At 61.9% G+C, this 26,887-nt stretch carries 29 protein-coding genes; 13 read left to right on the top strand and 16 right to left on the bottom strand.

What is annotated here, in order from left to right; genetic code table 11:
• The coding region (locus tag HX812_RS15135; protein WP_178949117.1) for a hypothetical protein at positions 1-243 on the bottom strand (243 nt) is incomplete at its 3' end.
• A gap of 236 nt (positions 244-479) precedes the next feature.
• Here HX812_RS15135 and HX812_RS15130 point away from each other — a divergent pair.
• A complete protein-coding gene (locus HX812_RS15130; protein ID WP_038850339.1) occupies positions 480-1,778 on the top strand; it encodes a serine/threonine protein kinase in 1,299 nt (432 codons plus the stop codon).
• Positions 1,771-2,559: a VacJ family lipoprotein gene (locus tag HX812_RS15125; RefSeq protein WP_038850340.1), complete on the top strand. Its 789-nt coding sequence runs from the start codon at positions 1,771-1,773 to the stop codon at positions 2,557-2,559. Before HX812_RS15130 ends, HX812_RS15125 begins: the two co-directional genes overlap by 8 nt.
• Before the next feature lie 51 nt (positions 2,560-2,610).
• On the opposite strand, the gene HX812_RS15120 is transcribed toward HX812_RS15125, so the two are convergent.
• Entirely contained in the window at positions 2,611-3,525 is a 915-nt protein-coding gene (locus HX812_RS15120; protein WP_038850341.1) for a DUF808 domain-containing protein, read from the bottom strand.
• 134 nt (positions 3,526-3,659) lie between these two features.
• Here HX812_RS15120 and HX812_RS15115 point away from each other — a divergent pair, with 134 nt between their 5' ends.
• On the top strand, positions 3,660-4,268 hold the full coding sequence (locus HX812_RS15115; protein WP_038850342.1) for a TetR/AcrR family transcriptional regulator: 609 nt from the start codon (positions 3,660-3,662) through the stop codon (positions 4,266-4,268).
• A gap of 145 nt (positions 4,269-4,413) precedes the next feature.
• On the opposite strand, the gene HX812_RS15110 is transcribed toward HX812_RS15115, so the two are convergent.
• Positions 4,414-4,854 carry a heme-binding protein gene (locus HX812_RS15110; protein WP_038841597.1) on the bottom strand — a complete coding sequence of 147 codons (441 nt, stop codon included), beginning with the start codon at positions 4,852-4,854 and terminating at the stop codon, positions 4,414-4,416.
• A 256-nt stretch (positions 4,855-5,110) separates the two neighbouring features.
• Here HX812_RS15110 and gcl point away from each other — a divergent pair, with 256 nt between their 5' ends.
• The 8 genes from gcl to HX812_RS15070 all read left to right on the top strand — a co-directional run bounded on the left by gcl (position 5,111) and on the right by HX812_RS15070 (position 14,330).
• Positions 5,111-6,886: a glyoxylate carboligase gene (gene gcl / locus HX812_RS15105; RefSeq protein ID WP_016979576.1), complete on the top strand. Its 1,776-nt coding sequence runs from the start codon at positions 5,111-5,113 to the stop codon at positions 6,884-6,886.
• A gap of 10 nt (positions 6,887-6,896) precedes the next feature.
• On the top strand, positions 6,897-7,679 hold the full coding sequence (hyi, locus tag HX812_RS15100) for a hydroxypyruvate isomerase (RefSeq protein WP_038841595.1): 783 nt from the start codon (positions 6,897-6,899) through the stop codon (positions 7,677-7,679).
• A 15-nt stretch (positions 7,680-7,694) separates the two neighbouring features.
• The gene (locus tag HX812_RS15095) at positions 7,695-8,585 is read left to right on the top strand and encodes a 2-hydroxy-3-oxopropionate reductase (protein ID WP_038841592.1); all 891 of its coding nucleotides are present in this window, start codon (positions 7,695-7,697) and stop codon (positions 8,583-8,585) included.
• Positions 8,586-8,673: 88 nt separating this feature from the next.
• Positions 8,674-9,954: a glycerate kinase gene (locus HX812_RS15090; protein ID WP_038841589.1), complete on the top strand. Its 1,281-nt coding sequence runs from the start codon at positions 8,674-8,676 to the stop codon at positions 9,952-9,954.
• Positions 9,944-11,359, top strand: coding sequence for a pyruvate kinase (gene pyk / locus HX812_RS15085; RefSeq protein ID WP_038841586.1), 1,416 nt, complete (start codon positions 9,944-9,946; stop codon positions 11,357-11,359). The genes HX812_RS15090 and pyk overlap by 11 nt, the downstream gene beginning before the upstream one ends.
• Before the next feature lie 129 nt (positions 11,360-11,488).
• Positions 11,489-12,364, top strand: coding sequence for an urea transporter (locus tag HX812_RS15080; RefSeq protein WP_038847909.1), 876 nt, complete (start codon positions 11,489-11,491; stop codon positions 12,362-12,364).
• A gap of 31 nt (positions 12,365-12,395) precedes the next feature.
• The gene (locus HX812_RS15075) at positions 12,396-13,220 is read left to right on the top strand and encodes an ion transporter (protein ID WP_038847906.1); all 825 of its coding nucleotides are present in this window, start codon (positions 12,396-12,398) and stop codon (positions 13,218-13,220) included.
• 105 nt (positions 13,221-13,325) lie between these two features.
• On the top strand, positions 13,326-14,330 hold the full coding sequence (locus tag HX812_RS15070; protein ID WP_016979582.1) for a sulfate ABC transporter substrate-binding protein: 1,005 nt from the start codon (positions 13,326-13,328) through the stop codon (positions 14,328-14,330).
• Positions 14,331-14,459: 129 nt separating this feature from the next.
• On the opposite strand, the gene HX812_RS15065 is transcribed toward HX812_RS15070, so the two are convergent.
• Positions 14,460-15,074 carry a DUF5666 domain-containing protein gene (locus HX812_RS15065; protein ID WP_038845866.1) on the bottom strand — a complete coding sequence of 205 codons (615 nt, stop codon included), beginning with the start codon at positions 15,072-15,074 and terminating at the stop codon, positions 14,460-14,462.
• Positions 15,075-15,245: 171 nt separating this feature from the next.
• On the opposite strand from HX812_RS15065, the gene HX812_RS15060 reads away from it, so the two are divergent.
• Positions 15,246-16,442, top strand: coding sequence for an MFS transporter (locus tag HX812_RS15060; RefSeq protein WP_038845865.1), 1,197 nt, complete (start codon positions 15,246-15,248; stop codon positions 16,440-16,442).
• An 8-nt stretch (positions 16,443-16,450) separates the two neighbouring features.
• Here HX812_RS15060 and HX812_RS15055 read toward each other — a convergent pair whose 3' ends face one another.
• From HX812_RS15055 to HX812_RS15045, 3 genes are all read right to left on the bottom strand, one after another.
• Positions 16,451-17,998: a M10 family metallopeptidase C-terminal domain-containing protein gene (locus HX812_RS15055; protein ID WP_038845863.1), complete on the bottom strand. Its 1,548-nt coding sequence runs from the start codon at positions 17,996-17,998 to the stop codon at positions 16,451-16,453.
• 305 nt (positions 17,999-18,303) lie between these two features.
• Positions 18,304-18,708, bottom strand: a complete 405-nt coding sequence (locus HX812_RS15050; RefSeq protein WP_033897613.1) for a type II toxin-antitoxin system HicB family antitoxin — start codon at positions 18,706-18,708, stop codon at positions 18,304-18,306.
• An 11-nt stretch (positions 18,709-18,719) separates the two neighbouring features.
• A complete protein-coding gene (locus HX812_RS15045; RefSeq protein ID WP_016978508.1) occupies positions 18,720-18,908 on the bottom strand; it encodes a type II toxin-antitoxin system HicA family toxin in 189 nt (62 codons plus the stop codon).
• Between the two features lie 191 nt (positions 18,909-19,099).
• Here HX812_RS15045 and HX812_RS15040 point away from each other — a divergent pair, with 191 nt between their 5' ends.
• Positions 19,100-19,981, top strand: coding sequence for a LysR family transcriptional regulator (locus HX812_RS15040; RefSeq protein ID WP_038845861.1), 882 nt, complete (start codon positions 19,100-19,102; stop codon positions 19,979-19,981).
• Positions 19,982-20,003: 22 nt separating this feature from the next.
• Here HX812_RS15040 and phnP read toward each other — a convergent pair whose 3' ends face one another.
• The 9 genes from phnP to phnG are packed head-to-tail and all read right to left on the bottom strand — an operon-like array spanning position 20,004 to position 26,878.
• Complete coding sequence (gene phnP, locus HX812_RS15035; protein ID WP_038845860.1) at positions 20,004-20,753, bottom strand: phosphonate metabolism protein PhnP; 750 nt, start codon at positions 20,751-20,753, stop codon at positions 20,004-20,006.
• Positions 20,744-21,316, bottom strand: a complete 573-nt coding sequence (phnN, locus tag HX812_RS15030) for a phosphonate metabolism protein/1,5-bisphosphokinase (PRPP-forming) PhnN (RefSeq protein WP_038845859.1) — start codon at positions 21,314-21,316, stop codon at positions 20,744-20,746. Before phnN ends, phnP begins: the two co-directional genes overlap by 10 nt.
• On the bottom strand, positions 21,316-22,461 hold the full coding sequence (locus HX812_RS15025; protein WP_033897609.1) for an alpha-D-ribose 1-methylphosphonate 5-triphosphate diphosphatase: 1,146 nt from the start codon (positions 22,459-22,461) through the stop codon (positions 21,316-21,318). Before HX812_RS15025 ends, phnN begins: the two co-directional genes overlap by 1 nt.
• Positions 22,451-23,173: a phosphonate C-P lyase system protein PhnL gene (gene phnL / locus HX812_RS15020; protein ID WP_038845858.1), complete on the bottom strand. Its 723-nt coding sequence runs from the start codon at positions 23,171-23,173 to the stop codon at positions 22,451-22,453. Before phnL ends, HX812_RS15025 begins: the two co-directional genes overlap by 11 nt.
• A complete protein-coding gene (phnK, locus tag HX812_RS15015) occupies positions 23,170-23,979 on the bottom strand; it encodes a phosphonate C-P lyase system protein PhnK (protein WP_161630236.1) in 810 nt (269 codons plus the stop codon). The genes phnL and phnK overlap by 4 nt, the downstream gene beginning before the upstream one ends.
• Complete coding sequence (locus HX812_RS15010) at positions 23,940-24,782, bottom strand: alpha-D-ribose 1-methylphosphonate 5-phosphate C-P-lyase PhnJ (protein ID WP_038845857.1); 843 nt, start codon at positions 24,780-24,782, stop codon at positions 23,940-23,942. Before HX812_RS15010 ends, phnK begins: the two co-directional genes overlap by 40 nt.
• Positions 24,775-25,851: a carbon-phosphorus lyase complex subunit PhnI gene (locus tag HX812_RS15005; RefSeq protein WP_038845856.1), complete on the bottom strand. Its 1,077-nt coding sequence runs from the start codon at positions 25,849-25,851 to the stop codon at positions 24,775-24,777. The genes HX812_RS15010 and HX812_RS15005 overlap by 8 nt, the downstream gene beginning before the upstream one ends.
• Positions 25,851-26,441: a phosphonate C-P lyase system protein PhnH gene (gene phnH / locus HX812_RS15000; protein ID WP_038845855.1), complete on the bottom strand. Its 591-nt coding sequence runs from the start codon at positions 26,439-26,441 to the stop codon at positions 25,851-25,853. The genes HX812_RS15005 and phnH overlap by 1 nt, the downstream gene beginning before the upstream one ends.
• Positions 26,441-26,878 (bottom strand): phosphonate C-P lyase system protein PhnG, encoded by a 438-nt coding sequence (phnG, locus tag HX812_RS14995; RefSeq protein ID WP_038845854.1) that lies wholly within the window; start codon positions 26,876-26,878, stop codon positions 26,441-26,443. Before phnG ends, phnH begins: the two co-directional genes overlap by 1 nt.
• Between the last annotated feature and the right edge of the window lie 9 nt (positions 26,879-26,887).

Genomic DNA, 26,887 nt, shown 5'->3' with positions numbered 1-26,887 from the left:
CCCCGCCCGTCCCGGCACGAAAAACGCCAGCACCGACGTGATCAACGCCGCCCAGCCCAGCACCTTGAAGTGGATCATCAAGCCCAGGTTCGAGCGCAACTGGCATTCCCAGCGGCTGGCCTCATCCGCGCAGATGCCCACCCACTGGCCATCTTCCATAAAGCCATAGCGCGCGCCATAACTGGCGGCCAGCCACAGCGGCAGGGCAATAAGCAGCAGAATCAACGGCAAACGACGGGACATGAGGCACTCCGATAGGCAAAAACGGCGCTCAGCTTAATGCGCCAGTGGGCGTTAGCAAGGTGCATACACACAATTAATGTTTACCTACACGTGTCAAAGTGTATCGTCTGGCTACTATTACCCCGATTCCGACGTTATTTTCCGACATTTCGTGCCGCGTGATGGCACTTCGGCGATAGGACGGCGGTCATAGCCTGCGAACTTCATCAAGCACGTTTCCTCCTAGGGATTAAGTCATGCTCCGTTCCTTGCGCTGTGCTGCCCTGCTGGGCAGCCTTTTTCTGAGTGCGTCAGCACTGGCCGTCGACATTGACCAAGCCAGCTATGGCTACCCTTTGACCAACCCGTTTGAAGCCACCATCGCCACTACCCCGCCTGACCTTCGGCCCAAATTGCCGAGCGATGACGAGATCAACCAGTCCGATTACACCCTGAACATGCGCCCCGAGCGTGAATTCAGCCTGCCGGACAACTTCTGGGCGGTGAAGAAACTCACCTACCGCATCGCCAAGCAGGATCGCGCCGCGCCGCTGATCTTCCTCATCGCGGGCACCGGTGCGCGCTTTGACAGCAGCATCAACGAATACCTGAAAAAGCTGTATTACCAGGCCGGCTACCACGTGGTGCAACTGTCGTCGCCCACCAGCTTCGACTTCATCAGCGCCGCCTCGCGCTTCGCCACGCCGGGGATCACCCAGGAAGATGCCGAAGACATGTACCGCGTGATGCAAGCCGTGCGCGCGCAGAACGCTTCGCTGCCAGTGACCGACTTCTACCTCACCGGCTACAGCCTCGGCGCCCTGGATGCGGCGTTCGTCAGCAAGCTCGACGAGACGCGCCGCAGCTTCAACTTCAAGAAAGTCTTGCTGCTGAACCCGCCGGTCAACCTGTACACCTCGATCACCAACCTCGACAAGCTGGTGCAGACCGAGGTGAAAGGCATCAACAACACCACCACCTTCTATGAGTTGGTGCTGAACAAGCTGACTCGCTACTTCCAGCAAAAGGGCTATATCGACCTGAACGACGCCCTGCTCTACGACTTCCAGCAATCCAAGCAGCACCTGACCAACGAACAGATGGCCATGCTGATCGGCACTTCGTTCCGCTTCTCGGCGGCCGACATCGCCTTCACCTCGGACCTGATCAACCGCCGCGGCCTGATCATCCCGCCCAAATACCCGATCACCGAAAGCACCAGCCTCACGCCATTCCTCAAGCGTGCGCTGCAGTGCGACTTCGACTGCTACCTCACCGAGCAGGTTATTCCGATGTGGCGCGCCCGCTCCGACGGCGGCAGCCTGTTGCAACTGGTTGACCAGGTCAGCCTGTATGCCCTCAAGGACTACCTGCACACCAGCCCGAAAATCGCCGTGATGCACAACGCCGACGATGTGATCCTCGGCCCTGGCGACCTCGGTTTCCTGCGTAAAACCTTCGGCGATCGCTTGACCGTCTACCCGCTGGGCGGCCACTGCGGCAACCTCAATTACCGCGTCAACGCCGACGCCATGCTGGAGTTCTTCCGTGGCTAAATATCTTCTGCTGCTTGCCGCCTTGATGTGCGCAGGCGTGGCCAATGCCGACAACAGCAAGGCCCACGAGCCAGTCAAGGTCGATTCCGATGGCTTCAAGGAACCGCTGACCAAGCTCAAGTTCAACCCGGGCCTGGACCAGCGCGAGTTCGAACGGTCGTCGCTCACCGCACTCAACGTGTACGACCCGCTGGAGTCGTGGAACCGTCGCGTCTACCACTTCAACTACCGCTTCGATCAGTGGGTGTTCCTGCCGGTGGTCGACGGTTACCGTTACGTCACCCCGAGTTTCCTGCGTACCGGCGTCAGTAACTTCTTCAACAACCTGGGCGATGTGCCCAACCTGTTGAACAGCCTGCTGCAACTCAAGGGCCATCGTTCCCTGGAAACCACTGGCCGCCTGCTGGTCAACACCACTATCGGCATCGCCGGCCTGTGGGACCCGGCCACCGCCATGGGCCTGCCCCGCCAGAGCGAAGACTTTGGCCAGACCCTGGGCTTCTACGGCGTGCCCGGCGGCGCGTACTTGGTGCTGCCGATCTTTGGCCCGTCGAACCTGCGCGACACCGGCGGCTTGCTGGTCGACTACACAGCCGAGAACCAGATCAACTTCCTCAACGTGGCCGAAGTCAGTTCCAACCACCCGGAAGTCTGGGCGTTGCGTGCGGTGGACAAGCGTTACCAGACCAGCTTCCGCTATGGTCAGATGAACTCGCCGTTCGAGTACGAGAAGGTGCGGTACATCTACACGGAGTCGCGCAAGTTGCAGATTGCCGAGTAAACGCCCACAAAGAAGGCCATTCGATTGAATGGCCTTTTTATTGCCGCGCGATCAAGCCTTCGCCGTTTTCCAGAGCTTGCCCACACCGCTGACCAGCGCCAGCACCACGGCCCCGGCAATGATCCCCGCCACCCCATTGAGCAGCACCGGCACCAACCACGCCAACGCGCCTGCACCTTGGCTGACCGTCTCGATCCAGTGATGCACCACCGGCACGCCATGGGTGAGAATCCCACCACCGACCAGGAACATCGCTGCGGTCCCAATCACCGAAAGGCTCTTCATCATGTACGGCGCCGCGCGCAGGATGGCGCCGCCAATGCTGCGTGCCGCCTGGCCAGGCTTCTGGGTGAGCCACAGACCCAGGTCGTCCAGCTTGACGATACCGGCCACCAAGCCATACACGCCCACGGTCATGACAATCGCAATACCGGACAGCACGATCACCTGTTGCATCAAGGGCGCATCGGCCACGGTGCCGAGGGTAATGGCGATGATTTCAGCGGAGAGGATGAAGTCGGTACGGATAGCACCTTTGATCTTGTCCTTTTCGAAGGCCACCAGGTCGGTTGCCGGGTCCGCAACCGCTTCGACCAACTGCGCATGTTGCGCCTGCTCTTCGTCTTTGCTGTGCAGGAATTTATGCGCCAGCTTCTCGAACCCTTCGAAACACAGGTAGGCACCGCCGAGCATCAACAACGGCGTCACCGCCCAGGGTGCGAACGCACTGATCAACAAAGCGGCCGGCACCAGGATCAACTTGTTGACGAACGAACCCTTGGCCACCGCCCATACCACGGGAATTTCCCGCTCCGCACGCACGCCGGAGACTTGCTGGGCATTGAGCGCCAGATCATCACCCAGCACGCCGGCGGTCTTCTTTGCCGCCATTTTGGTCATCAGGGCAACGTCATCAAGGACCGCGGCGATATCGTCGATCAACACCAACAAGCTGCTTCCTGCCATGAATCGGGCTTCCGTAAGAGTGGGATGACGCGAGCATAGCGCGGCGCAAGGCCCTGCGGGCAGATTGTTGAGGCTCGCGGATGGCCGGTGCTACCATGCGCAACCGCCAGTCTTGGCAAGGAAACTCCAGGTTTATGAGCACCATTCGCGAGCGCAACAAAGAAAAGATCCTGCGGGCGGCCAGCGAGGAGTTTGCCGACAAAGGCTTCGCCGCGACCAAAACCAGCGACATCGCCGCCAAGGCCGGGCTGCCCAAGCCCAACGTCTATTACTACTTCAAGTCCAAGGACAACCTCTACCGCGAGGTGCTCGAAAGCATTATCGAGCCGATCCTGGCCGCTTCCACGCCGTTCAATCCGGATGGCGAACCCTCGGTGGTACTGAGCAATTACATCCGCTCGAAAATCCGCATCTCCCGTGACCTGCCGTTTGCGTCCAAAGTCTTCGCCAGCGAAATCATGCACGGCGCCCCGCACCTCAGCGCGGATCAGGTTGAACAGCTGAACGCCCAGGCCAAGCACAACATCGCCTGCATCCAGAACTGGGTAGATCGCGGCCTGATCGCGCCGATTGACCCCAACCACTTGATGTTCAGTATCTGGGCGGCTACGCAGACCTATGCGGATTTTGACTGGCAGATCTCGGCGGTGACCGGGAAGGCCAAGTTGGATGAGGCGGATTATGAAGCGGCGGCGCAGACGATTATTCGGTTGGTGCTCAAGGGCTGCGAGCCGGACGAGTAACCTGTGACATAGGAGCTTGCTGTGGCGAGGGAGCTTGCTCCCGTTCGACAGCGCAGCTGGAGTCGGCTTTTGGGGCCGCTTCGCAGCCCAGCGGGAGCAAGCTCCCTCGCCACAGCAAGCCCCTCGCCACAAGCGCTCTATCAGGTCAAGCCGACACCCCCGCATCCGCCATCAACCCCACCCCTTCGATCGCCGTGATCGCACACTGCTCATCAATGTCCGACGTATCCCCGCTGATCCCGATCGCCCCCAACACCACGCCCTCATGACTGCGAATCAACACGCCACCCGGCGCGGGCACGACGCTGCCCTGCCCCAGGCTGTTCAGCGCCGCGATAAACGCCGGTCGCTGCTGCGCGTCCAGCGCCAGCAGGCGTGAACCCTTGCCCAGGGCTATCGCGCCCCAAGCCTTGCCGATGGCGATTTGCGGGCGCAGCAGGCTGGCACCGTCTTCCCGCTGCAGGGTGATCAAGTGGCCGCCGCTGTCGAGCACGGCGATGGTCAGCGGTGCAGCAGAAATGGTGCGCCCTGCACTGAGGGCCTGGCTGGCCAGTTGGGTCGCGAGTTTCAAGGTTAAAGCGCTCATGGTGCCGTCCTTCTTTTGTTATTGGGAAAGCGGTGGAGGTCTGAATGATCAGATGCTCGATCAAACAAATAGAACACAATGACATTTAATTTTGTATACAATATTTTCGCACAAAGGCTCCATACGTCGAAAAAAGCGGTTCCGACGAACGCATAGGCCAGTTTATAAAATGCATTGACCTACGCCGCTCGCCATGAATACACTTTGACCAGACACAACTTGTATACAATTACAAAACGCAAGAGGCACCAATATCATGAGCAAAATGAGAGCAATCGAAGCCGCTGTCCTGGTGATGCGTCGCGAAGGTGTGGACACCGCCTTCGGTATCCCAGGCGCCGCAATCAACCCGCTGTATTCGGCCTTGCAGAAAGTGGGTGGCATCGATCACGTCCTTGCTCGCCACGTTGAAGGCGCCTCCCACATGGCCGAGGGCTACACCCGCACCAAGGCCGGTAATATCGGCGTGTGCATCGGCACTTCGGGCCCGGCGGGCACTGACATGGTCACCGGCCTGTACAGCGCCTCGGCCGACTCGATCCCGATCCTGTGCATCACCGGTCAAGCGCCCCGCGCCCGGATGCACAAGGAAGACTTCCAGGCCGTGGACATCACCAGCATCGTCAAGCCGGTGACCAAGTGGGCAACCACCGTCCTGGAACCGGGCCAAGTGCCGTACGCCTTCCAGAAAGCCTTCTATGAAATGCGCTCCGGCCGCCCAGGCCCGGTGTTGATCGACCTGCCGTTCGACGTGCAGATGGCCGAGATCGAATTCGACATCGACGCCTACCAGCCGCTGCCCCTGGCCAAGCCCCTGGCCACCCGCGTGCAGGTGGAAAAAGCCCTGGCGCTGCTGGACCAGGCCGAGCGCCCACTGCTGGTGAGCGGTGGCGGCGTGATCAATGCCGACGCCAGCGAGTTGCTGGTTGAATTCGCTGAACTGACTGGCATCCCGGTGATCCCGACCCTGATGGGCTGGGGCACCATTCCGGACGATCACCCACAGATGGTTGGCATGGTCGGCCTGCAGACGTCCCACCGTTATGGCAACGCAACGATGCTCAAGTCGGACGTGGTGCTGGGCATCGGTAATCGTTGGGCCAACCGCCACACCGGTTCGGTCGAGGTGTACACCGAAGGCCGCAAATTCATCCACGTCGACATCGAGCCGACCCAGATTGGCCGCGTCTTCACCCCGGACCTGGGTATCGTGTCCGACGCCGGTTCCGCGCTGACTATGTTCATTGAAGTGGCCCGCGAGTGGAAAGCTGCCGGCAAACTCAAGGACCGCAGCGCCTGGCTCAATGACTGCCAGCAACGCAAAGCCACCCTGCACCGCAAGACTCACTTCGACAACGTGCCGGTCAAGCCACAGCGGGTGTATGAAGAAATGAACCAGGTGTTCGGCAAAGACACCTGCTACGTCAGCACCATCGGCCTGTCGCAGATTGCCGGCGCGCAGTTCCTGCACGTGTACAAGCCACGCCACTGGATCAACTGCGGCCAGGCCGGCCCGTTGGGTTGGACCATTCCCGCCGCCCTCGGCGTGGTCAAGGCCGACCCGAGCCGCAAAGTGGTGGCGCTGTCCGGCGACTACGACTTCCAGTTCATGATCGAAGAACTGGCCGTGGGCGCACAGTTCAAGCTGCCGTACATCCACGTGGTGGTGAACAACTCCTACCTCGGCCTGATCCGCCAGGCTCAGCGCGGGTTTGAAATGGACTACTGCGTGCAGCTGTCCTTCGACAACCTCAATGCGCCGGAACTCAATGGCTATGGCGTAGACCACGTGGCCGTCGCCGAAGGCCTGGGTTGCAAGGCCCTGCGCGTGTTCGAGCCAAGCCAGATCGCGCCGGCCCTGCGTCGCGCCGAGGAAATGATCGAAGAATTCAAGGTGCCGGTGATCGTTGAGATTATTCTGGAGCGCGTGACCAATATTTCCATGGGCACCGAGATCAACGCCGTCAACGAATTCGAAGATCTGGCACTAGTCGGCAACGATGCGCCGACTGCCATTTCCCTACTCGATTAAGGAGAACCTTATGCCGCGTTTCGCCGCCAACCTGTCCATGCTGTTTACCGAACAGGACTTTCTTGCCCGTTTCAAAGCGGCCGCCGACGCTGGCTTCCAAGGCGTCGAGTACCTGTTCCCCTATGAATTCAGCTCTGCCGAAATCAAGGCGCAACTCGACGCCCACGGCCTGACCCAGGTGCTGTTCAACCTGCCGGCCGGTGACTGGGCCAAGGGCGAACGCGGCCTGGCCTGCCACCCGGACCGGGTCGAAGAATTCCGTGCCGGGGTCAAGCTGGCTATCGCCTACGCCCAGGTGCTGGGCAATACCCAGATCAACTGCCTGGCGGGCATCCGGCCACAAGGTGTTGACGACGAAACCCTGGAAAAAACCTTCGTCGCCAACCTCAAGTACGCCGCTGAAAAACTGCAAGCCGTGGGCATCAAGCTGGTGATGGAAGCGATCAACACCCGCGACATCCCAGGCTTCTACCTGAACAACACGGCGCAGGCCCTGTCGATTCGCGAACAGGTGGGCAGCGACAACCTGTTCCTGCAGTACGACATCTATCACATGCAAATCATGGAAGGCGACCTGGCCCGCACCATGGCCGCGCACCTGGGTGAGATCAACCACATCCAGCTGGCGGACAACCCTGGGCGCAACGAGCCGGGCACCGGTGAGATCAACTACCGCTTCCTGTTCGAACATTTGGACCGCATCGGCTACACGGGTTGGGTCGGCTGTGAGTACAAGCCGTTGACCACCACCGAAGCGGGTTTGGGTTGGTTGAAGACCCACAACGCCATCTAAACAGAGGATTTCTTCATGGCTAAAATCGGATTTATCGGCACCGGCATCATGGGTCAACCCATGGCCGCCAACCTGCAGAAAGCAGGTCACCAACTGTTCCTCTCCGAGCACCACGGCAAGGCGCCGCAAGCGCTGATCGACGCTGGCGCGGTGGCCCTGGCCAACCCGCAGCAAGTTGCGCAGGAAGCCGAGTTCATCATTGTGATGGTCCCGGACACCCCGCAGGTCGACGACGTACTGTTCCGCAAAGACGGCGTCGCCGCCGGCCTGTCGCCGAACAAGGTGGTGATCGACATGAGTTCGATCTCCCCCACCGCTACCAAGGCGTTTGCCGCCAAGATCAACGAGACCGGCGCGCAGTATCTGGATGCCCCGGTGTCCGGGGGTGAAGTCGGCGCCAAGGCCGGCACCCTGAGCATCATGATCGGTGGCGAGCCGCAGACCTTCGAACGCGCGCTGCCGTTGTTCCAGGCCATGGGCAAGAACATCACGTTGGTGGGCGGCAATGGCGATGGCCAGACCGCCAAGGTGGCCAACCAGATCATCGTGGCGCTGAACATCCAGGCGGTGGCGGAAGCGCTGCTGTTCGCCGCCAAGAACGGCGCCGACCCGGCCAAGGTGCGGGAAGCGTTGATGGGCGGATTTGCTTCGTCGAAAATCCTCGAAGTGCATGGCGAGCGCATGATCAAGGGCACTTTTGACCCGGGTTTCCGCATCAACCTGCACCAGAAGGACCTCAACCTGGCGCTGGCCGGTGCCAAGGAACTGGGGATCAACCTGCCGAACACCGCCGGTACGCAGCAGGTATTCAGTACGTGCACCGCGATTGGCGGCGGCAACTGGGACCACTCGGCGCTGATCAAAGGCCTGGAACATATGGCGAATTTCTCGATTCGCGAGAAGTAATCCCCTCTGTAATCAGATCGTTCCCACAGCCCTGCGGGAACGATCACCGCAACATCCCTAATAACAAGAATCCCCCGGGAGCCCGCTTATGTCGGTCGATCCGCAACATCTGCTTCGCGAGCTGTTTGCCACAGCCATCGACGCTGCCCACCCCCGGCAAGTCCTTGAACCCTACCTGCCCGCCGACCGCAGCGGCCGTGTGATCGTGATCGGCGCCGGCAAGGCCGCCGCCGCCATGGCGCTGGTAGTGGAAAACGTCTGGCAGGGCGAAGTCACCGGCCTGGTCGTCACCCGTTACGGCCACGGCGCGCCCTGCAAGAAAATCGAAGTGGTCGAGGCCGCACACCCGGTGCCCGACGCTGCCGGCCTGGCCGTGGCCGAGCACGTATTGGCACTGATCAGCAACCTGACGGAAGACGACCGCGTGATTTTCCTGCTGTCCGGCGGTGGCTCTGCGCTGCTGGCGTTGCCCGCAGAAGGCATCACCCTGGCCGATAAACAGGCCATCAACAAAGCCCTGCTCAAGTCCGGCGCGACCATCGGCGAGATGAATTGCGTGCGCAAGCACCTCTCGGCCATCAAGGGCGGCCGACTGGCGAAAGCCGCATGGCCAGCCACGGTCTACACCTACGCGATTTCCGATGTGCCGGGCGATCAGGCCACCGTTATTGCCTCCGGCCCCACGGTCGGTGACCCGAGCACGTCGCAACAGGCGCTGGCGATCCTGAAGCGTTACAACATCGACGCCCCCGCCTCGGTGCGCAGTTGGTTGCAGAACCCGGCCTCGGAAACCGTCAAGCCCGGTGACCCGGTACTCGCCCGCAGCCACTTCCAATTGATCGCCCGCCCCCAGCAATCCCTGGAAGCGGTGGCGGTGAAAGTCCGCCAGGCCGGTTTCAGCCCGTTGATCCTCGGCGACCTCGAAGGCGAAGCACGGGACGTGGCCAAGGTACACGCCGGTATCGCCCGGCAGATCGTGCAACACGGCCAGCCCTTGGCGGCGCCGTGCGTGATCCTCTCCGGCGGCGAAACCACCGTGACCGTGCGCGGCAATGGCCGTGGCGGGCGCAATGCGGAATTCCTGTTGAGCCTCACCGACAGCCTCAAGGGCCTGCCCGGCGTGTACGCCCTGGCCGGTGACACCGACGGTATCGACGGCTCGGAAGACAACGCCGGCGCGATCATGACGCCGTGCAGCTATTCGCGCGCCGAAGCCCTCGGACTGTCGGCCAGCGATGAGTTGGATAACAACAACGGCTACGGCTATTTCGCCGCCCTCGACGGTTTGATCATCACCGAGCCCACGCGCACCAACGTCAACGACTTCCGCGCCATCCTGATCCTTGAGACTGCCAAACATGACGCCTGACAAGAAGGTCAAAATCCTCGCCACCCTGGGCCCCGCCACCGACGGTATCGACGACATCCGCGAGCTGGTGGAAGCCGGGGTGAACATCTTCCGGCTCAATTTCAGCCACGGCGACCACGCCGACCATGCCCAGCGCTACCAATGGATTCGCCAGGTCGAGCGCCAGCTGAATTACCCACTGGGCATCCTCATGGACCTGCAAGGGCCGAAACTGCGCGTCGGACGCTTTGCCGAGGGCAAGGTGCAACTGGTGCGCGGCCAGGCGTTGCGCCTGGACCTGGATGAAACACCAGGCGACCAGCGCCGGGTCAACCTGCCCCACCCGGAAATCATCGCGGCGCTGGAACCCGGCATGGACCTGCTGCTGGACGATGGCAAGCTGCGCCTGCGGGTGATCACCAAACATGCCGACGCCATCGACACCACCGTACTCAATGGCGGTGAATTGTCTGATCGCAAAGGTGTGAACGTCCCACAAGCCCTGTTGGAACTCAGCCCATTGACCGCCAAGGATCGGCGCGATTTGAGCTTCGGCCTGGAGCTGGGCGTGGATTGGGTGGCGCTGTCGTTCGTGCAACGCCCGGAAGACATTCGCGAAGCCCGCGAGCTGATCGGCGACAAGGCGTTCCTGATGGCCAAGATCGAGAAACCCTCGGCCGTGCAGCGCCTGCAGGAAATCGCCGAACTGAGCGACGCGATCATGGTGGCCAGAGGCGACCTGGGCGTGGAAGTGCCGGCCGAGAGCGTGCCGCAGATCCAGAAGGACATCATCAGCACCTGCCGCCAACTGGGTAAACCAGTGGTGGTGGCGACGCAGATGCTGGAGTCGATGCGCTTCTCACCGGCGCCAACCCGTGCCGAAGTCACCGATGTCGCCAATGCCGTGGCCGAAGGTGCGGACGCGGTGATGCTGTCGGCGGAAACCGCGTCCGGCGAATACCCGCTGGAAGCCGTACAGATGATGAGCAAGATCATCCGCCAGGTGGAAAACGGCCCGGATTACCAGGCGCAACTGGATGTCAGCCGACCCAAGGCGGATGCCACGGTGTCGGACGCCATCAGCTGTGCGATCCGCCGCATCAGCAGCATCCTGCCGGTGGCGGTGCTGGTGAACTACAGCGAGTCGGGCAGCTCCAGCCTGCGCGCGGCGCGGGAACGGCCGGTGGCGCCGATCCTCAACCTTACGCCCAACCTGTCCACGGCACGTCGGTTGAGCGTGGCGTGGGGCGTGCATTCGGTGGTCAATGACCGACTGCGCCAGGTGGATGAGGTGTGCTCCACGGCGCTGGAGATTGCCCAGGCACAGGGCATGGCGGAGCGTGGGGATACGTTGGTGATTACGGCGGGGGTGCCGTTCGGGCAGCCGGGGTCGACCAATTCACTGCGGATCGAAACCCTACTCTAATCCTCTGTGGCGAGGGAGCTTGCTCCCGCTGGACTGCGCAGCAGTCCCATCTCTTAGGGCCGCTGCGCGGCCCAACGGGAGCAAGCTCCCTCGCCACAGGTTTTATGTCCATCCTTAGATAGTCAATCCATGCACAACCCCACCTGCCCCGACTGGGCCGAAGCCCTGCTCAACGGCTTCAGCCAGATCTTCCTGCAACGCCAGCCACTGTGCGGCCTGCTGTGCCTGCTGGCGATCCTGATCGGCGCGCCGACCTTATTGGGCGGTGCGTTGCTGGGTGGCGTGGCGGGATTGCTCACGGCCCAGCGTCGCGGTTATCCCAAGACCGAGCGCCAGGCCGGGCTGTATAGCTATAACGGCGTGCTGCTGGGTTTGTTGATCAGCCAGCACTTTGCCTGGTCAGCCTTGCTGCCGCCACTAATCCTGGCGTGCGGCGGCTTGAGTGCGATCCTGACGCGGCAATGGTTGAAACGCGCCAGCCAGCCCAATGATCTGCCGGCCTACACCGCGCCTTTTGTCGGCCTGGGTTGGTTGCTGCTGGGCATGGTGCCAGAGAGTACAGTTGCCCTGAGCGAACCCGACACGTTGGCTATCCTCACTGCGCCTTTAACCGGACTCGCGCAAATCATGTTGTTGGACCAGCCCGTATCAGGCGCACTGATTGCGCTGGGCCTGTGGCAGGCCAACCGCCGCGCCGCCACTTGGGCCTTGATCGGCGCCAGTGTCGGCGTGCTGATTGCGCTGTGGCTGGACGAACCCGCCAGCGCCCTCCTCGGCCTGCACAGCTACAACCCGGCGCTGGCTGCCGTGGCGTTGAGCCAGGTACGTCGCCAGCCCTGGCTGCCGCTGCTCGGCATCCTGTTGGCGATCATCCTCACACCGGGTTTTGCCGCCCTGCACCTGCCTGCGCTGACCGCGCCGTTCATCCTCGCCTGTTGGCTGGTGCGTGCAGGCGCTCGGGTGCTGCGCAAACCCTGCATGGACAGCCCCTTCGAATCCCCCTAGGCTTGCTCGATATCAGTTTCAGGCGGGATTTATGGACAGCAACAACGACTGGCGCCAGCGGCTCTACGTCATGATTTTCCAGAGTGATACCAGGGCCGGGCGACGGTTTGACGGCATCCTGCTGCTGATCATCCTGGCCAGCCTGGTGATCGTGATGCTCGACAGCATCGACCAGATCCACCAGAACTACGCCGATGTACTGGCCTACATCGAGTGGGGCTTCACCCTCGTGTTCCTGATCGAGTACGGGTTGCGGCTGTATTGCTCGCCCAAGCCGTTGCGCTACGCCTTCAGTTTTTATGGGTTGGTGGACTTGCTAGCGATCGTGCCCGGCATCCTTGCGTTGTATTACAGCGATGCGCAGTACCTGTTGATCATCCGCATCATTCGGATGTTGCGGATCTTCCGCGTGCTCAAGCTCAGCCCGTACCTCAAGCAGGCCAACTACCTGATGGCGGCGCTACGAGGCAGCAAGCAGAAGATCGTGGTGTTCCTGGTCAGCGTGTGCACGCTGGTCACGGTGTTCGGCACCTTGATGTACGTGATCGAAGGCCCGGAGTACGGCTTTACCAGCATTCCGAAAGGCATCTACTGGGCCATCGTGACCCTGACCACCGTGGGCTTTGGCGATATCGTGCCGAAGACCCCGCTGGGCCAGGTGATTTCGTCACTGGTGATGATCACCGGTTACTCGATCATCGCCGTGCCCACCGGGATTTTCACCGCTGAACTGGCCAGTGCCATGCGTGGCGAACAGCTGCAAACCGACTGCCCGGTGTGCAAGAAGAACAGCCATGAACCGAATGCCGCCTTCTGCTCGCGGTGCGGGAGTAACCTTTTCCGTAAAGTGGAATAAGCAAAGTACGTTTTAATCTTTAAACGTCTATGCGCCGGCAGCTATAGTCGCTGGCATATTGCCCCTACTCAATCGACTACCTTCTCGAACAACAAGGAATGAGCAGTGAAAAAACTCGTTAGCGCCTCTCTCCTGGCCGCCGGCCTTGCCCTGGCGGGCGCCGTCCAGGCTGCCCCCGTCACACTGCTCAACGTCTCCTACGACGTGATGCGCGATTTCTACAAGGACTACAACGCCGCCTTCCAGAAACACTGGGAAGCCGAGCACCCGAACGACAAGCTGACCCTGCAGATGTCCTTCGGCGGTTCCAGCAAACAAGCGCGCTCGGTGATCGATGGCCTGCCGGCTGACGTGATCACCATGAACATGGCCACTGACATCAACGCCCTGGTCGACAATGGCAAGCTGGTGCCGGACAACTGGGTCACCCGCCTGCCGAACAACAGCGCGCCGTTCACCTCCGCCACCGTGTTCATCGTGCGCAAAGGCAACCCGAAAGCCCTGAAGGACTGGCCGGATCTGTTGAAAGACGGCGTGCAAGTGATCGTGCCCAACCCGAAAACCTCGGGTAACGGCCGCTACACCTACCTGTCGGCCTGGGGTTATGTGCTGAAGAACGGCGGCGACGAAAACAAGGCCAAGGCCTTTGTCGGCAAACTGTTCAAGCAGGCTCCGGTGCTGGATACCGGCGGCCGTGCGGCCACCACCACCTTCATGACCAACCAGATCGGCGACGTGCTGGTGACCTTCGAAAACGAAGCGGAAATGATCGCCCGCGAATTCGGCCGTGATCAGTTCGAAGTGATCTACCCAAGCGTTTCCGCCGAAGCCGAGCCGCCGGTGTCGGTGGTCGACAAAGTGGTCGAGAAGAAAGGCACCCGTGTAGCCGCCGAAGACTACCTGAAGTACCTGTGGTCGGCGGAAGGCCAGGAAATCGCGGCCAACAACTACCTGCGTCCACGTGACCCGAAAGTGCTGGCCAAGTACACCGACCGCTTCCCGAAAGTCGACTTCCTGTCGGTAGAGAAGACCTTTGGTGACTGGCGCACCGTGCAGAAGACCCACTTTAATGATGGTGGGGTGTTTGACCAGATTTACTCCGGTCAATAACTGAATAAACGCGGTAAAACAGTGGGAGCGGGCTTGCTCGCGAATGCGGTGTGTCAGTCAACAGATTCATTGGCTGATCCACCACATTCGCGAGCAAGCCCGCTCCCACATTTGGTTCTGCGCCAGACTTTACATTGGCGGTGTCACACCATCTTTGCCGGCTGAGATGGCCTGCGCGGTAATCGTCCCATCCGCCGCCTGCGCTGCAAACAGCACCACCTTCACCCCCGCCTTGAGCAAACTGCGATCCCCCGGCTCCAGGTTGACGATCGGCACATCGTCCGGCACCACGATCTTCTGCTCGCCACCTTTGTACTTCACGGTCAAGGTGCGCCCGTTGCTCACCACCAGGTCGCCGACGGTGCCATTGGTCATGCTGCTGCCTTCTTTCAAGTCAAACGCGCGATGCCCGTCGCCCGTGCCGGCCATGGCCGGTGGGAAGACGTGCACTTCCAGTGCGGTCAAGGTGCCATCGGCGTTGGGCATGGCGGCGGAGCCAATGTAGCTGCCCGGCTTGATCTCATCGATCTTGGCCAGGGTGACCGCGCGCACCTGAGTGCTTGGGGTCAGGTGCACGATGACGTCTTCGCCGCTGTTGACCTTGACGTGCATCGCATCGCTTTCCATCGCGGTAATGGCCCCGCGCACGCCCACCCGCGGCGCTTCGGCAGCCTGGGCCAGGCCTACGGCCATCGCAGCGGCCAGGGTGGAAGCCAGGAGCATCTTGTTCAACGTGATCTTCATGGGATTTCCTGTTTCGGCAGTTGTTTCTGAATGTATCATTACCCTTCGCGCAGAAAGTTAACGATTCACTCATCATTACCGGGCATGAGTGTTATCACTGCCAGCGGCCTACCCGGGCTACGGTGTTGTCTTTAGGCTCGCCCCACTTTCCTTCGCATTTATGAGAACACCATGAACGCTACGTCCCACGCTACAACCACCATGACCCGGAGCATGGTGATGCTGTTTGCGTTTTGCTGCGGCGCCATCGTTGCCAACATCTACTATGCCCAACCGATCATCGAGCTGATCGCGCCGGACATCGGCCTCACGCCCGCCATGGCCAGCCTGATCGTCTCCTTGACGCAGATCGGCTACGCCCTGGGCCTGTTTTTCCTGGTGCCGCTGGGCGATCTGCTGGAAAACCGCAAGCTGATGATCGCCACCACCGTACTGGCCATCGCCAGTCTGTTGGGTGCGGCGTTTACCGAGCAGCCGAATCTGTTCCTGTTGGTATCGCTGCTGATCGGTTTCAGTTCGGTGTCGGTGCAGATCCTGATCCCGCTGGCCGCGCACCTGGCACCCGCCGAGTCCCGTGGCCGCGTGGTCGGCAGCATCATGGGCGGCCTGTTGCTCGGCATCCTGCTGGCACGCCCCGTGTCCAGCGTGGTGGCGGACCACTTCGGCTGGCGCGCGATGTTTATGGCTGCAGCGGCGTTGATGGCGTTTATCAGTGTGGTGTTGCTGATCACCATCCCCAAGCGCCAGCCTGATCACAGTGCCACCTATGGGCAGTTGCTGCGCTCCCTCGGCACCTTGTTGCGTGAGCAGCCGGTGCTGCGCCAGCGGGCGTTTTATCAGGGTTGCATGTTCGCTACCTTCAGCTTGTTCTGGACCGCCGCACCGCTGGAGCTGGCGCGTAACCACGGCTTGAGCCAGAGCGAGATCGCGCTGTTTGCCCTGGTCGGTGCGCTGGGCGCCATTGCCGCGCCCATCGCCGGCCGCCTGGCCGATGCCGGCCATACCCACCGCGCATCGTTGCTGGCCATGCTGTTTGCCGCGTTGAGCTTCCTGCCGGCCTTCGTGCACCCGTTGTATAGCGTGATCGGCCTGGCGGTGACCGGCGTGGTCCTGGACTTTTGCGTGCAGATGAACATGGTGCTTGGCCAACGCGCCATCTACGCCCTCGACGCCAACAGCCGTAGCCGCCTGAACGCGCTGTACATGACCAGCATCTTCATCGGCGGTGCCTTCGGCTCGGCGATTGCCAGCAGCGTGTATGAGCACGGCGGCTGGCTGGGTGTGATGCTGGTGGGCAGCGCGTTCCCCTTGATCGCGCTGCTGCGTTTCCTGAGTGCTTCACGCCCGGCTACGGTCGCCACTGCTTGAGGAGAGGTTCAAGACTGTTTTTTCTCCGCGGATGCTTGGCCGGCAGGCGACGCGAGCAGGCTCAGCAACTGCGAGAAAAAGGCCAGCAGAGTGATTGCGAACATCTGAATCAAGCCGGCAGCTTGCTCCTGTGTCTTATCCGTCAAAGGCGCGGGAGCGGGTGTCGGGACCGGAGGAGGCGGCGCCGGAGTGGGAGCAGGTGCTGGTGTAGGTTTAGGGACAGGTGCAGGCTGAACCTCCGGCGCTTGCCCCTCCGACAGCACATCCGTTGGCTTGATTTCGCCCTTGCTCTTGAGCAACAGGTCCGCCTTACCCGTGCCCTTCAGGTCAATAGCCAGGCTTGAGAGGCCCGTACTCGGATCATGCTTGATCACCGCCTCCCCGGCGCGACCACTGAACCGATCGGTGAACACCAATGCTCGCACACCCGCCTCCTTCAAGGCGCCCGACACGTCGACCTTATCCGTGCCGCTGGTGAAATCCTCGATCATGTCCGGGTCGGTCGGCGTGGAATCGCTGGCCTTGTCGTAGACAAAGGTGTCGGCGCCGCCACCGCCTCTCAGGGAATCGCCCTTCCCGCCGCCCTTGATGCGGTTTGCCGCCTCATTTCCCGAGATGTTGTCTCGCCCCGAGCCGCCAATCGCGTTTTCAATCGTGCAGCCCTTGGCAATAGACACATTGCCCTTCAACCCGCCCACATCAGAAAACGACTCGGCGTTCAGGTTGATGTTCTGGTCCTGGGAAAACCCGGAGAAATCCATCGTGTCGACGCCACCACCGTCCCACACACAGAAGACAGGTTTGTCCGCAGCGCTTTTGAGGCTCATCGCCTCCCGCTCGGTATTGGAATTGAAGCCATAGGTGGTATCGGTTTTGCGGGTTTCATGATTGGCGCCGTAGAGGCGTTGAGCTGCCGCGATATCGTCCATCATCGGCGCGGAGGGGTTCTGCCCCTTGAAGTCATGCCCCTTCTGATTCTGCTCCGACCAATAACTCATCACCGTACGCGCCTTGGTGTCTTCGGCGTAGACCGCGCCGTTCTGGTAATCGAAACCGCGCCCGTTGTAGTTCCCCGGATGGTGCAGGCCGATGGCGTGGCCGACCTCATGAATGGCCGTTACCGAAAAGTGACTGCCCAATGTCGGTGACCCGCTCTCTCCCAGTGTGCCGATCGTGGCCGAAGTACTGGTATTAGAGCGGTCAGGGAATGTGGCGACCCCCCGATCACCGCGTGGGTTATTGCGGATGCTCAGCGCGCCGTCCGCCCCGCCCGCCTGCTCGCGAAAGTTGATATTGGCCACATCCTGCCAGGACTGCACTGCCTGGCGAACACGTCGTTGCTGCTGCTGGGTGAAACTGCCATCCACCGTGTAATTCACATCGACTTTCGAATCGCCGTTGCGGTCATGAAAGCGCAGGTTTTCTCGCGTGAGCTGTTTGGCGGCCTGATCCGTTGTGTAAGAGGGCTTGTTGCCAGCCCCCACGCCAAATGGGCCGGGGTCCGATACCGGCAGGTTATTCAGAGGACTCCTACTGCGCAGGTCATAAGTATTCATTGTGCGACGCCTTTGGTTTCAATAAAGAGAGTCCGCCAACTGATTGTTAGCCAACGGGTCCAGAGGGAAACTCGCACGCTGAAAAATCCGACACCACCGTAAAGTTAATACCAGCCGAAACACCCGAACGCCCTGAAACACTGGGCGATACAGCCAAGAATTCCTTTGCAATTTAAACACTCGACAACACAAAGGCCCGGGCGGCATCGCGTTGTTTTGACAACAGAAAAACAGAATCTAAAAAAAAACTGCCCGCTCAAGTACGCTGTTTTCCCACCGACTAGGACACACCCCTTAACCCTTCCTCAGGACCGCACCAGCTTCTCCAGCGCAGCGTCCGCCAGGAAGGAAGAGCGGCTCTTGACCTTGTGTTCACGCACATACCGGTCGATGCGCTGGATGACGTAACCAGGCAAAGTCACGTTGACCTTCTCGGTCTTGCCCAGGTAGGGCGTGATGTCCAGCTCCAACATCCCCCAACCCATGCCGGCGTAGTCTTCGTGCGCGTGATGGTTGGCTACCGACGTCGGCATCGGAATCGGGCCGCCTTCTGCGGCAATCTCTTGCAGCATGATGTGCGCGATTTCCACTGCGGCGTTGTAGGCCTCTTCAAAACTGTCCCCGGCGGTGACCGCACCTGGGATATCGGGGATCTGGATACCGGTGGCGGTGAAGTCATCGCCCCATTCGATACAGATTGGGTATTGCATGAACGTTCTCCTTAAAACTGAAACAAGCCGGCGCGTTTCCTGATGCTTCTGACGGTGCCCAGCGGCAGGTCCTTCTTGGGATGCGGCACAGGGATGGTGTACGGGCTATAGCGGTGGGTAAAAATATGATGACTGCCCGTGACCCGATCCAGCACCCAGCCCGCCTCTTGCAGTTCCTTGATCAATAACCTGCTTTGCACCCGAGCCTCCTTGGCTTGGCCTGAATAAAAATAACCCTAGAGTTACCTTTACTCAAGCACAAAATACGCAGGTCTGACTGACGGCTGTTTTACTGGATATTGAAAACCCACCCGTTCGACATTGGAAACGCATGACACACCCGGGTCATCGCCTTAGGCTTGAACGCCGCCAAGCCCGACAGGAGCCACCGATGGACCGCCTCACCGCTATGGAAACCTTCGTCCACGTCGTCGAAACCGGGTCGTTCTCCGCAGCTGCCAAACGCCTGGGCATCGGCCAGCCCGCCGTGTCCAAGAGCATTGCGCAACTGGAGGCGCGCCTTGCCGTGCGGCTGGTGATGCGCTCCACACGGGGCCTGACCCCCACCGAGGCGGGCTTGGTGTACTTCGAACGGGCCAAGCGGGCTATCGATGAAGCCAACGCAGCCGACGAGGCCGCCCGTGGCGCCAGCGCCGGATTGACGGGCAACCTGCGGGTCAGCGCCGGCGTGACGTTCTCCCGCATGCGGATCATTCCTAACCTGGGCCCCTTCCTGGACCAACATCCAGGCCTGAACGTCGACGTGTTGCTCGACGACCGACTCCTGAACCTGGTTGAGGACGGCATCGACGTCGCCCTGCGTATCGGCAACCTGAGTGATTCTGGCCTCACTGCTCGCCGGCTCGGCCAAAGTCCGTGCCGGGTGTTCGGTACACCGGCCTACTTCGAACGTTTCGGCGAGCCACAGAGCCCGGCGGATATCCTCAACCACCAGGCCGTGATCTACAGCCTCGGGGAAAGCCCGCTCTGGCCCTTCAAACAAGGCCTTCACGAACACACCATCGCCGCTCAAGGACGCTTGCGCGTCACCTCTTCCGAAGGCTTGCGCGCAGGTGTGCTCGCCCACCAAGGCCTGGCGATGACGTCCGAATGGATGTTCTCGCCGGAATTGGCCAGGGGTGAGGTGAAGCCCGTATTGACCAATTGGGAACTCCCGCCAAAGGACCTGTGGGCGGTATTGCCGACGGGGCGAATGCCGAGTGCCAAGGCAAAGGCATTTATCGAATACGTTGAAGGGTTATTGAGGAAGTAACGTTCTGTGCAACCGTAGGCGTTCAGATAATCCGGCCATCCCAGCCGACCGTGACATGCCGTGGCAACTCGCGCCGATGCTCCAGCAACCACGCATCCAACGTATGCCCCACATGGGTCAGCACCCCCCGTTGCGCGCCAGTTTCCTCGATACTCTGCAACGCCAACGTCAGGTCATTGTGATTTCGCGGCGCTTGCGGCTGCGGCGGCATGGAGCAATCCAGTACCAGCACGTCCAGGGGTTCGCGTTGCAGCCAGGCTAATGTTGCCGGCGGGAGGCCGACCGTGTCGGTGAGGTAGGCGATGCGCCGCCCCTCGCCTTCCAGCAGGTAACCCAGGGTCAGTTTGGAATGCTGCAACGGCAACGCCGTGACGCTCAACTCGCCAAATTGGCGTGTTTCAAACTCGGCAAAAGGCTGGCTGAAATCGAGAATGCCCGGATGCTTATACAAGTCCGACAACCCCTCCGGATCCGCCGGGCCATGCACCGGAATCACCCACCCTTGCCCCCAGCGCAGGTGTAGCAAACCCTGGGCGTGATCAGCGTGATAGTGGGTCTGGAAAATCCCGTTGAAGCTGCGCGGTGGGAAGCGTTCGGTGAGGTCAGGCAAACCGCTGTCGATCAGCCAGCGTTGGTCGCCGCATTCGATCAGCGCACTGCACGGGCGGCGGCGCAGGCTTGCGTCGCTGCGCGCCAGACCGCACGCCGGGCATTCGCAGCCGTACACCGGGACTTGCCGCGCGTCACCGGTGCCGAGCAGCGTCAGGCGCATGCCGAGTGTCCGTGGTCGAGGCAGCAGAGCAGGCGCTCGACCGTATGCTCGAGCGGCCCGGAGTTGTCCAGCACGAACAACCCCGCCCCATGCCCCGCGATCAACTCAGCGGTGAACCGCGTATTGCGTGCCAGGCGCTCCTCGATTTCCGCCAACGCCTCACGCCCGCGCGCGATCAAGCGCTGGCGCAACACCGCCTGGTCCACCGTCAACAGCAACACCAGCGACGTCGGATAACGCGCGCGGGTCTGTGCCAGGTGCGCACGGGAGCCGTTGACCAGCACGTCGTCACCCGCCGCCAACCACGCGTCGATCTCCTTGGGAATGCCATAGGACAAACCGTTCGCCTGCCAGCTGAGGGCAAAGGCGCCCTCGGCCTGCAGCGCGGCGAACTGCTCCGGGCTGACCCCTTGCGCGGCCTCGCCCACCGCTTCCGCCGAACGGGTGATAACACGGCGCACGATGCGGCAACCGCGCTCGGCCAGGCGTGGCCGTGCAGCATCCAGCAGGCTGTCCTTGCCCGAGCCGGACGGCCCGATGAGATAGATCAACCTGCCAGCCATCAAAACACCCTCTTCGCTTGTCGCCATACTTGTTGCACCACCGGCAGCCCTTCGCGGCTGCGGGCCTGGACCAGGTCCGCGCGCAGGCCAATGGCGATTTCGCCGCGATCACTCAGGCCCGCGGCTTTTGCCGGCGCCAGGCTGATCATCTTGACCGCTCGCGACAGGTCGCCGCCGTCCTGCTGGTCGGCCAGCACGAAGGCCGCCTGCAACAGGCTGGCCGGGTAATAGTCGCTGGAAAGTATATCCAGCAATCCCTCGGCCGCCAGGCCGGCGGCGGCCACATTACCCGAGTGCGACCCACCGCGCACCACGTTCGGCGCGCCCATCAACACTTTCATGTCCAGCGCCTGGCAGCCCTTCGCCGCTTCCAGGGTGGTGGGGAATTCGGCGATGGTCATGCCGTAGCCTGCCGACTCTTGCACGTGGGCCAGCGTCGCATCGTCGTGGCTGGCGACGGACAGTCCGCGCGCCAGGCAATGCTCGACGATGGCGGCGCGATAACGGTCGCTATACGCCAGTGAGTTGGCCTTTTGCAACACGATGAACGCGTCCATGGTTTCGTCGTTCAGGTGGTACTTGCCCATGTAGTACTCACGGTACTTGGATTCAAGCACGAACTGGCGCTGGCCCGGCGAATGGTCCATCACCGACACCAGTTGCACCAGCGGGTTTTCCACCAGGTCGCGGAACACGCTGAGGGTGTCCGGGTGGCACAGCTCGCAGCGCAGGTGCAGGTGGTGCTCGGCGCGGGTCAGGCCGGCACCTTCCGCCTGGGCGATGGCGTCGAGCATCGCCGGCAGCTTTTTCATGCGGTTGCCCTTGGGGTTCACGTCGCCGATGGACACCGCGTCGAACACCGTGGTGATACCCGCCGCGATGATCTGCGCATCGTGGCTGAGCACGGCCGAGGTCGACGGCCAGTCCACGCCGGGGCGCGGGGTCATGTGTTTTTCCAAATTGTCGGTGTGCAATTCCACCAGGCCCGGCAACAGGAAATCACCGCCCAGGTCCTGGGCCTGGGGCAACTGGCTGCGCCCTTCGGCGAGGTCGACGATCTTGCCGTCGCGCAGCACCACCGAGCCCAGGAACATGCGATCAGCCGTGACAATCTGGGCATTACTGAGGATCTGTTCAGCGGGCATGGGCGTATTCCTCTTGGGCAACAGGCGTGGGGGTCATGTCGAAATGGCGGTCGGCAACCGCTTCACGAGCGGCGCGGTCGTGGAAGATGCCGATCAGCGCCGCGCCGGCGGCCTTGGCTTCGTTCATCAACTCCAGCACCACCTGGCGGTTGTTGTCGTCCAGGGACGCGGTGGGCTCATCCAGCAGCATCACCGGCCAGCCCACCATGAAGCCGCGGGCGATGTTGACGCGCTGTTGCTCGCCCCCGGAGAAGGTGCCAGGCGCCAGCTGCCACAGGCGTTGCGGGATATTCAGGCGGGTCAGCAGGTGTTCGGCACGCGACTGCGCATTGGCCTTGGACCAGCCACGGGCCAACGCCGGCTCCATCACCACGTCCAGGCACGCCACGCGGGGGATTACCCGCAGGAATTGGCTGACGTAGCCGAGGGTTTGCTGACGCACCTGCAAGATGTCACGCGGCTCGGCGCCGACCAACTCCAGCCACTCGCCCGCATGCTGCACGCGAATGCTGCCGCCCGCCGGCAGATAGTTGCCGTAGAGGGTACGCAACAAGGTGCTTTTACCGGCGCCGGACTGGCCGTGCAGCACCAGGCATTCACCGCCCTGCACACTGAACTCGACGCCGCGCAGCACGTTGAGCACCACGCCATGTTGCTGATGCAGGGTGAAGGTTTTCGAGAGGTCACGGACCTCGATCAAGGCATTTGTCATGGCTGCAATACCGAAGACACCAGCAGTTGAGAGTAAGGGTGCTGTGGATCGTCGAGGATCTGGTCGGTGAGCCCGGTTTCCACCACACGGGAGCGACGCATCACCATCAGGCGGTCGGCCAACAGGCGCGCGACGGCCAGGTCGTGGGTGACGATCACCACCGCCAAATCCAGCTCACGCACCAGCCCGCGCAGCAGGTCGAGCAGGCGCGCTTGCACCGACACATCGAGACCGCCGGTGGGTTCGTCCATGAATACAAGACGCGGGCTGGAGACGAGGTTGCGGGCGATTTGCAGGCGCTGCTGCATGCCGCCGGAGAAAGTGCGCGGCAAGTCATCGATACGTTGCGGGTCGATTTCCACCTGGCTCAACCAATCGAGACCGGCACCGCGCAGCTGCTCGTAATTGCGCACACCCTGGGCCATCAGCCGCTCGCCGATATTGGCACCGGCCGACACGCCCATGCGCAAACCGTCGCGGGGGTTCTGCTCGACAAAGCCCCATTCGGTGCGCAGCAAGGTGCGGCGCTCGGCTTCGCTGGCGCTGTACAAATCCAGCCATTCGCCGTCCTTGCTGCGGTAGCCGATGCTCCCCGCTTGCGGCGGCAGGCGCCCGCTCAACAGCGAGAGCAAGGTGGACTTGCCCGAGCCGGACTCGCCAACGATGCCCAGCACTTCGCCGGGGTAAAGATCGAAGCTCACTCCCTGGCAGCCCTTCTCCGGGCCGTACAAAAGGGACAGGTCACGCACTTGCAATAACGGCTGGCTCACTGGTTGTTCTCCTTGACGCGTTGCGCGCAATACCAGGTGTCGGAACAGACAAAACTCTGGGTGCCCGCATCGTCCAGAATCAGCTCATCGAGGAACGATTCACGGCTGCCGCAGATGGCGCAGTTGTGCTCCCACTTCTGCACTTCGAAGGGGTGGTCTTCAAAGTCCAGGCTGGTGACCTGGGTGTACGGCGGCACCGCGTACAGGCGCTTCTCGCGACCGGCGCCGAACAGCATCAGCGCCGGGCTCATGTCGAGTTTCGGGTTGTCGAATTTGGGGATCGGCGACGGGTCCATCACATAGCGCTCGTCGACCATCACCGGGTAGGCGTAGCTGGTGGCGATATGGCCGAAGGTGGCAATGTCTTCGTAAAGCTTCACGTGCATCACCCCGTAATCATTCAGGGCGTGCATGGTGCGAGTCTCGGTTTCCGACGGTTCGATAAAGCGCAGCGGTTCGGGGATCGGCACCTGGTAGACCATGATCTGGTCGGCCTGCAACGGCGTTTCCGGGATGCGGTGACGGGTCTGGATCACCGTCGCGTCCGGCGTGGCTTCGGTGGTGGCGACGCCTGCGGTGCGCGCAAAAAAGCGGCGGATCGACACGGCGTTGGTGGTGTCATCCGCGCCTTGGTCGATGACTTTGAGCACGTCCTGCGCGCCGAGGATCGCGGCGGTCAATTGCATGCCGCCGGTGCCCCAGCCGTAAGGCAACGGCATTTCGCGGCCACCGAACGGCACTTGGTAACCGGGGATCGCCACGGCCTTGAGCAAGGCGCGGCGGATCATGCGTTTGGTCTGTTCGTCGAGGTAGGCGAAGTTGTAGGCGGCGTCATTCATGGCTCGGGCCCTCGGCCGGTTGGCGCAGTTTGCGGATCAGTTCCAGTTCGGACTGGAAGTCCACGTAGTGCGGTAATTTGAGGTGCGAGACAAAACCGGCCGCCTCGACGTTGTCGCAGTGCGCCAATACGAATTCTTCACGCTGGGCCGGTGAGACGATCTCTTCGTTGTATTCGCCCGCGCGCAGCGAGCGATCCACCAGCGCCATGCCCATGGCCTTGCGCTCGGCATGCCCGAAGGCCAACCCGTAGCCGCGAGTGAACTGCGCCAGCTCCGTGGCGGAGCCGACGAACTGGTTGACCATCTCGCACTCGGTGACTTCGATGCTGCCCAGGCAGATGGGAAAGCCCAGCTCTGGCGGGTCGATCCACACCTCGACGTCGCCGATGCGAATCTCGCCGGCAAACGGGTGATTACGGCCGTAGCCACGCTGGGTCGAGTAGCCCAGCGCCAACAGGAAACCTTCATCGCCACGGGCCAGGGCTTGCAGGCGCTCGGCGCGGCTGGCCGGGTATTCCAGCGGGTCGCGGGTGATATCGGCGACGCTGGCGTTGTCGTCGGTTTCAGTCTTGATCAGGCCTTCTTTGGCAAGCAGGCCGAGCACCCGTGGGCAGGCTTCGATGCGCGCATCGGGCGCGGTTTGCGGGCCGGGGTATTCACCTTCGGCCAGCAGCGAAAAATCCAGCAGGCGATGGGTGTAATCGAAAGTCGGGCCAAGCAACTGGCCGCCGGGCACGTCCTTGAAGGTGGCGGACAAGCGACGGCTCAACGACATCTGCGCAGTGTCGATCGGCAAGCTCGGGCTGAAGCGCGGCAGCGTGGTGCGGTAGGCGCGCAGCAGGAAGATCGCTTCCACCAGGTCCCCCGCCGCTTGCTTGATCGCCAGCGCGGCGAGTTCTTCGTCGAACAGCGAACCCTCGGTCATCACCCGCGCCACGGCCAGGGGCAGTTGCTCGCGGATTTGCCTCACGCTCAGTTCCGGAATCGCGGTATCGCCCCGGCGTTTTTTCGCCAGCAGGCGGTGGGCATTATCGATGGCCTGTTCGCCACCCTTGACGGCTACGTACATCAGGCACGCTCCTCTGCGACACGGCTGCTGCGCGGCAGGCCGATCAGGTGATGGCCGGCGGCAAACAGCACGTCCAGGCCACGGGGGAAGGCTTCGCGACGCTGGCGCTCCAGCCAGAACGCTTGCGGCACGGGCACCTGCACCTGGCGCTGGGCCTTGATGCCCGGACCGCGCCAGAGCAGGCCGCGACCGGATTCCAGGTCGGTGAGCTGCACAAGCAGGGTGCAGGACTGGTCGGGGTAACGGTCATTGCCGTGATCGAAGCCGCTGAGGTCGAGCAAGTCTTGCTCACCGAGCAAGGCGAACACCGCGTCTTCACGGTTCGCCGTCAACGGGCAACCACAGTGGAACGCCAGGTTGGCGCGGATCAGCGGCGTGTCGAAGCTCGGCGCCAGCCACAGCGGCGTGTCCCCATCCAGCATCGCCAGGCACAGGGCATAGGTGGCGGGCGCCAGGCCATCGAGGCGCGGCGCGCAGGGCAGGTGCTGGATCAAACCGGGTTCGGCCAAGGCTTTGAGGGCGGCGCGAAAACCGCGCTGGGCGTCCAGGACCGGGTCGACAAAGGCCGGTTGCAACAGTTGCGCATTCATCAGTTTTCTCCTCGAACCAACGTGAAGAACTCGACCTTGGTGGCGGCGGTGTCGGCTTCTTTTTTCGCGCGTCGAACGGCCTGTGTATTGGCCAGCGCGGTGATCAAATCGCTGAGCCAAAGACTTGGCTGCGTGCCTTGCAGATGGGCATCGGCCAGGGCCGCCAACTCGGCATGGGCCTTGTCGCGCCCGGCCAGGTAGCTGTAGCCGGTGCGGCCATCGGCCAGGCGCACCACGCAGCGGGTCACGCTCATTTCGCCGACGTTGAACGGCGCGCCACTGCCGCCCATGCGGCCGCGCACCAGGGTCATGCCGATTTCCGGGCCGCGGATCAGTTGGTATTCCGCGTCTTTCAACGCGGCTTCGTGAGGTTGCAGTTCACTGAATTGGGCGCGGGCGAGCACACCAATCCAATGCTGACGCGGGGACAGATTCATCAGGGTCTC

This window comes from Pseudomonas sp. IPO3749 (assembly GCF_013386605.1).
Lineage (GTDB): Bacteria > Pseudomonadota > Gammaproteobacteria > Pseudomonadales > Pseudomonadaceae > Aquipseudomonas > Aquipseudomonas azotoformans_A.
This window is presented reverse-complemented; position numbering and strand designations above follow the sequence as displayed.